The sequence below is a fragment of the Streptomyces gottesmaniae genome (assembly GCF_031845845.1).
Lineage (GTDB): Bacteria > Actinomycetota > Actinomycetes > Streptomycetales > Streptomycetaceae > Streptomyces > Streptomyces akebiae.
On sequence record NZ_JAVRFJ010000112.1, the window covers coordinates 1 to 481 of the forward strand.

At 68.8% G+C, this 481-nt stretch carries 1 protein-coding gene; it reads left to right on the forward strand.

The window, feature by feature from the left end; all coding sequences use genetic code 11:
- A partial coding sequence (locus RM704_RS44625; RefSeq protein ID WP_311593592.1) for a DUF7159 family protein occupies positions 1–481 on the forward strand: 481 nt, incomplete at both ends.

Genomic DNA, 481 nt, shown 5'->3' on the forward strand with positions numbered 1-481 from the left:
GGCACATCATGGAGGCCCTGGACACCCGCGGCTACGGAAACGTCTTCGCGGTCTCGGAGATCGAGGCGGCCGGCATGCTGGCCAGTGGCATCGCCGAGATCACCGAACACGACGACATCGCGGTCTGCATCGTCGAACCCGACGCCGCGGTCGTGGCGATCGTGACGCCCGACGACGTCAGCGCCGACCGGATCGAGCGGTCCGAGACGTTCGCGTCCGATATCGCCGGGCTGCTGGCGCTCACCGGCAGGCCGGTCAGCGCGATGTTCATCCTGGGCTCCGATGCCCACGATCCGACGGTGGCCGAGCTGGCCGACTCCATCCCGGCTGCGGTGATCACCGCAGCAGAATCCGATCTCGCGTTCGCCCGAGGTGCGGGGCTGGCGGCGGCGCTCGCGGTGAATACCGTTGCCACTCCGGTCAAGGCGGTGCACTGGACCAAGGTCGGCGCATTGTCGTCGGTCGTCGGCGGGGCTTTGGT